Annotated in this window: 1 protein-coding gene; it reads right to left on the bottom strand. The window is 52.0% G+C overall.

Translation table 11 applies throughout. The features are described 5' to 3' along the window. On the bottom strand, nt 1-458 hold a 458-nt coding region (era, locus tag B3P58_RS16125), incomplete at both ends, for a GTPase Era (RefSeq protein WP_286719034.1).

Below are 458 nucleotides of genomic sequence, written 5' to 3'. Positions count from 1 at the left end.
TAAGGCAGCTCATCGCCCAGCTGACGCATGATTTTTTCACGCACCAGTTCAGCTGCCAGAAAGCGCGAACTGCGGTCGGTGATCTGGTCTTCCGGAAAGAAGTATTGGTTTTCCGGCAGATAGCTTTCGATCAGGTTTTCCAGCCGCTCGACGTTATGGCCGGTTTTGGCGCTGACCGGAATAATCTGGTCGAAATTATGCCGGCTGCTGAGTTCCTGCAGCACAGGCAACAACTCTTCTTTTTCACGCACGAAATCGACCTTATTCACCACCAGAACGACCGGGGCGCGCTGGGATTTAACAGCCTGCAGCACCATTTCGTCTTCTTCAGTCCAGCGTGTACGGTCGACCAGCATCAGAATCAGATCCACGTCTTTCACTGCCGTGGTTGCCGCTTTGTTCATATAGCGGTTAATCGCTTTTTCCTGATGCTTATGCATACCCGGGGTATCGACATA

The sequence above is a fragment of the Thalassolituus sp. UBA2009 genome (genome assembly GCF_002335285.1).
GTDB classification, from domain to species: Bacteria; Pseudomonadota; Gammaproteobacteria; order Pseudomonadales; family Oceanobacteraceae; genus Venatoribacter; species Venatoribacter alkanivorans.
This window is presented reverse-complemented; position numbering and strand designations above follow the sequence as displayed.